The organism is Pedobacter sp. (assembly GCF_035566355.1).
Lineage (GTDB): Bacteria > Bacteroidota > Bacteroidia > Sphingobacteriales > Sphingobacteriaceae > Pedobacter.
In genome coordinates, this window is the sequence record NZ_DATMRL010000151.1 from 1 (window position 1) to 5,046 (window position 5,046).

Annotated in this window: 4 protein-coding genes, 1 tRNA gene and 1 rRNA gene; 5 read left to right on the top strand and 1 reads right to left on the bottom strand. The window is 43.2% G+C overall.

The window, feature by feature from the left end:
* Positions 1-84, top strand: a 5S ribosomal RNA gene (gene rrf / locus VNZ46_RS05990); the annotation flags it as partial.
* A 54-nt stretch (positions 85-138) separates the two neighbouring features.
* Here the strand turns inward: rrf and VNZ46_RS05995 are convergent.
* On the bottom strand, positions 139-1,041 hold the full coding sequence (locus VNZ46_RS05995) for an LD-carboxypeptidase (RefSeq protein WP_325559194.1): 903 nt from the start codon (positions 1,039-1,041) through the stop codon (positions 139-141).
* A 40-nt stretch (positions 1,042-1,081) separates the two neighbouring features.
* Between VNZ46_RS05995 and metG the strand changes: the two genes are divergently transcribed.
* The 4 genes from metG to VNZ46_RS06015 form a co-directional block, all read left to right on the top strand.
* Positions 1,082-3,190 (top strand): methionine--tRNA ligase, encoded by a 2,109-nt coding sequence (gene metG / locus VNZ46_RS06000; RefSeq protein ID WP_325559195.1) that lies wholly within the window; start codon positions 1,082-1,084, stop codon positions 3,188-3,190.
* Positions 3,191-3,247: 57 nt separating this feature from the next.
* Positions 3,248-3,319 (top strand) — tRNA-Arg (locus tag VNZ46_RS06005).
* Between the two features lie 153 nt (positions 3,320-3,472).
* Positions 3,473-4,060, top strand: a complete 588-nt coding sequence (locus VNZ46_RS06010; protein WP_325559196.1) for an RNA polymerase sigma factor — start codon at positions 3,473-3,475, stop codon at positions 4,058-4,060.
* A gap of 176 nt (positions 4,061-4,236) precedes the next feature.
* The coding region (locus VNZ46_RS06015; RefSeq protein ID WP_325559197.1) for a FecR domain-containing protein at positions 4,237-5,046 on the top strand (810 nt) is incomplete at its 3' end.

Consider the following 5,046-nt stretch of genomic DNA (forward strand, 5'->3'; position numbering starts at 1 on the left):
TCTTCCCATTCCGAACAGAGAAGTTAAGCCCACCAGAGCCGATGGTACTGCGGTAACACGTGGGAGAGTAGGTCGGTGCCAAATCTTAAAGAAAGCCTGTAGTACATACTACAGGCTTTTCTTGTTTATAGACCTTTTTTAATTGGGTTGAACCAGGGTAACCTGTTGCCCGTCTATATGTAGCTGACCGGTGGTACCCAGGATGATCGCCTGGTTGTCTGCGATATGTCCTACAGGAAACTGAAAACATACCGGGTAACTATATTCTTCTACGACTTTCAGGATAATTTCTTCAGGGCTTTGACCGAATGGAACTTTCTCCTCATCCATCTCATTAAAGGCGCCCACGATAAGGCCCCTTAGCTGGCTTAATTTGCCGCTTCTCTTTAGCATGCGCATCATTCGGTCTACAGAAGCTTCGCGCTCTCCTACGTCTTCTATGAACAGAATTTTATCGGTGTAGTCCATTTCTGATAAAGAACCCTGTACCATAACCAATAAGGTCAGGTTGCCTCCGATGAGGAGACCTTCGACTGTTCCAGGACGGTTAAGCGGATGATTTTTGCTGTGGTAGGTAAGCGACTCGCCAAAAAGGGCTTTTCTTAACGATTCCAGGGATGCCGGTGTGGCGTCGTCAAAAGTATAAGGCATTTGAGCATGAATGCTCTGTGTATTTAATTTTCCGAACAGATGGGATAGGAGTACAGTAATGTCGCTAAAGCCAACCAGCCATTTGGGATTTTCCAGAAAAAGACTAAAGTCTAAGTTATCAATGATTCGAATCACACCGTATCCCCCTCTTGAAGCGATAATGGCTTTCACGCTGCTGTCGTCGAGAAATCTTTGCAGATCTTTTGTTCTTAATTCGTCGCTGCCTGCAAACTGGTGATCTGCCGCATAAACACTTTCTCCAAGTACAACTTCAAGGCCCCATTGCTTAAACAGGCTGATCGCAAAATCAATGTCTTTGGGCAAAAATTTGGCGGGTGAAACGATTGCAATTTTGTCTCCCTTTTTTAGGTACGGCGGCTGTTTAATCATCTGTAAAACTCTTATCTTTGCCAAAATAATAAAAATAGTTTTGGATAACAGTAAAATTAAGAGATATACCGTTACGGCGGCATTACCCTATACTAACGGACCTGTGCATATAGGCCATTTGGCTGGTGTTTACCTGCCTGCAGATACTTATGTGCGTTATTTACGCTCCAATAAGAGAGATGTTCGCTTTATTTGCGGTTCGGATGAGAATGGGGTGCCGATCACGTTGAAGGCGAAAAAAGAAGGTGTTACCCCTCAGGTTATTGTAGACAAGTATCATAAGATCATTGGCGATTCTTTTAAAGAATTTGGTGTTTCTTTTGACATCTATCACCGTACTTCCTCTTTGATGCACCACCAGACCGCTTCTGATTTTTTTGAGAACCTGTATAATAAAGGTGTTTTTACAGAAGAAATTACGGAACAGTATTATGATGAAAAGGCACAGACTTTCCTGGCCGATCGTTATATCACAGGAACCTGTCCAAAATGCGGGAATGAGAATGCTTATGGGGATCAGTGTGAAAATTGCGGCAGTACTTTAAACGCGACTGACCTGATCAATCCTAAGTCCACCTTGTCTGGAGAGCCGCCTGTTCGTAAGGAAACAAAGAACTGGTTTCTTCCCCTGGATAAATACGAGGAGCAGTTAAGGACTTATATTGAAGGTCATAAAGAATGGCGTCCGAATGTATATGGACAATGCCAGAGCTGGCTGAATGCTGGTTTACAGCCACGGGCGATGACACGTGATCTGGACTGGGGTGTAAAAGTTCCGGTAAAGGACGCAGAGGGCAAAGTGTTATATGTATGGTTTGATGCACCTATTGGTTATATTTCAGCAACGAAAGAGTTGTTTGAATATGCTCGCTTAGATGTATGGAACCCTAAGGCAGAAGAATATTATATCAATCAGAATACGCTTCAGAAAGGGGATTGGGAGGATTACTGGAAAGATGAGGATACAAAGCTGGTTCACTTTATAGGAAAAGACAATATCGTGTTTCACTGTATTATCTTCCCGGCGATGTTAATGGCTCATGGGGGATATACATTGGCAGATAATGTACCGGCTAATGAATTTTTAAATCTGGAAGGACAGAAGATCTCTACTTCTAAGAATTGGGCGGTATGGCTGAATGAGTACCTGGAGGAGTTTAAAGATAAGCAGGACGTACTTCGTTATGTTTTAACGGCAACAGCGCCGGAGACGAAAGATAATGACTTTACCTGGAAAGATTTTCAGGCACGGAACAACAACGAACTGGTAGCCATACTTGGAAACTTTGTGAACCGGGTTGTGGTATTGACCCATAAGTATTTTAACGGCAAGGTTCCGATGTTAATGGAGGTTAAACCGGAGGATCAGGAAGTGATAGATGAACTGGCAGCTTACCCGGCTAAGATCAGTGCTTCTATAGAAAACTACAGGTTTAGAGAGGCGCTGAGTGAAGTGATGAATGTGGCCCGTTTAGGTAATAAGTATTTAGCGGATACGGAGCCATGGAAAGTGATCAAGACGGATGAAGATCGTGTACGGACAATCCTGAACATCAGTTTGCAGATTGTGGCGAGCATAGAGGTGTTAATAGAGCCTTTCCTGCCATTTACTGCAGACCGGTTGATGAAGATGCTGAACTATGGTGGTCACTTATGGGAAGATGCCGGAAAAATGCATTTACTGCACAGAGGTCATCAGTTAGGCGAGCCTCAGTTGTTGTTTGAGAAGATTGAAGATGAGACGGTACAGGCACAGATTGATAAACTGAACAAAAGTAAAGCTGAAAACTCTTTGGCGAATACGGTAGCTGCTCCTGCAAAAGAAAATATTCAGTTTGAGGATTTTTCTGCAATGGACATTAGAGTGGCTACGATTGTGGCTGCTGAGAAAGTAGAGAAAACGAAAAAACTGTTGAAACTGACCCTGGATACAGGACTGGATCAGCGGACCGTTGTATCTGGTATTGCGGAATATTTTAAACCGGAAGAGATTATCGGGCAGCAGGTGAGTGTATTGGTTAATCTTGCGCCAAGAGAAATCAAGGGGATTTTATCGCAGGGTATGATTTTGATGTCTGAGGATTCAGATGGAAAACTGACTTTTGTTGCGCCAACGCAAAATCACAGTAATGGCAGTGTGATCAGGTAATCTAAATTTGTTGTTAAACAAAAAGTTTTATTGCTATATTTGCGCCCGTTACTAAATGGTTTCGTAGTTCAACGGATAGAATAGAAGTTTCCTAAACTTTAGATATGGGTTCGATTCCCGTCGAGACCACCCCACGATACAGCGCTTGCAAGTCAGGCGCTGTATTCATTTTAACCCTTATTGATTTCCCTCCTGTGCTTTGTTAATCAACTATTTGTTAATATATATTTAACATGTTGTTATCCCTCTATTGGGTATTTTTGAGGGGAAAAATTGGTTAAAATGTTGTTAAAGCCGAAAAGCGAGTATGAGTTGATTTCCAGTTGGAAAAATGGAAATGAGCAGGCTTTTGACCAGTTATTCAAGCTCCATTTCTACAAGCTTAACCAGTTTGCGCTTCGGCACACCAATGACCCGGAGCTGGCAGAGGAACTGGTGATGGATATTATGCTCAAAGTATGGCAAAAAAGGGAAGAACTTGAACAGGAGCAGATTTCTCTTTCCCCCTTTCTTTTTCATATCCTGAAAACGGCTATTTCCGACAATTACCGCAAAAAACGAATCACCCTTATCAACATGGAAGAGATCTGTGATGAGCCCCAGTGTCCGGTAAAGGCCGACGATATGCTTCTGTCGACTGAATTAAGTAACATTTATCAGAATAGCCTTGATTATTTGAGCCCTCAGAAAAGACTTGTGCTGAAAATGAGGCAGGAACAGGGCATGAGCTATAAAGAGATCGCCTGCGAGTTGAACATTTCAGTTAAAACAGTGGACGGTTACTTAAGCGAATCCATTTCCTTTGTGAGGAATTACCTGAAAAAACATACCGATATTACTGTTTTTCTGATCGTTCTGCTGACCTTTTAATATTCACTTACCCACCTATCTGGCAGGGCATCTCCTGGGCGGCGGTTTGGTTTTTAATTATTTCTTCTGATAATCAGCTGTTTATGTTTTGTTTCGTAAAAAAGTGATTTTTTGCACCGGGAACTTTCCTGTTTCTTACGGTATACTCTATAGAGGCGCTTATAAATGCTTTTGCTATGGAAGAATCAATGGACAGGGAATTACTGGTGAGGTATATGCAGGGGAAATGCACTGCAGAAGAAACCCGTCTGGTAAAAGAGCTTTTGCTGCACCCACGGTGGCAGCAGGCTCTTGACGAATTGCTGGAAGAGGATTTTGAAAATTTTGAGGCAGATATACCCGATGAAGAACTGAGTAGGTATTGGAACAAGCGTTTCCATGAAAAATATATTGATCCTCCTGCCTCCCCTTTATGGCGCCGTTCCTGGCTGAAATATGCGGCCGCCTGTGTGCTGATGTTCAGTATAGGCTTATATTTTTTTAACGCAGGGAGAATATCGGGAAAAAAGAACGATACGATCTCGATGCTTGAAAAAATAAATCCCAAAGGCCAGCGGTCAAGGCTCATATTGCCCGATGGTTCCGTTGTTTATCTGGGCGCAGAAAGCCGCCTTAGGTTTCCTGAAAAGTTCAACGCAGTAAATAGGGAAATTTCTTTGGGGGGTGAAGCTTTCTTTGAGATCACCAAAGACCCTGCGCACCCTTTCATTATTCATACCGGCTCTGTTCAGACCAAAGTATTGGGAACCTCCTTTAAGATCAGTGCTTTTGAAGGGAAGCACCTGACCGTATCAGTAGCCACCGGAAAAGTGAGTGTGGCACGGAAAATAGCAGGAAGAGATGCTGTGCATTCACTTGCTGTGCTTACACCTGGCCAGCAGGTGGACTGGAATCCCATTACCCGGCTGGCGGAAATTCATCCGGTCGATGCAGAGCAGGTAAGGGACTGGAAAGACGGAACAATGACCTTTGTTGCCACCTCACTT

What these genes read in the sequence shown, in the direction of transcription:
- VNZ46_RS05995 (WP_325559194.1), bottom strand. Translation starts at nt 1,041, where the DNA reads ATGATTAAACAGCCGCCGTACCTAAAAAAGGGAGACAAAATTGCAATC.
- VNZ46_RS06010 (WP_325559196.1), top strand. Translation starts at nt 3,473, where the DNA reads ATGTTGTTAAAGCCGAAAAGCGAGTATGAGTTGATTTCCAGTTGGAAA.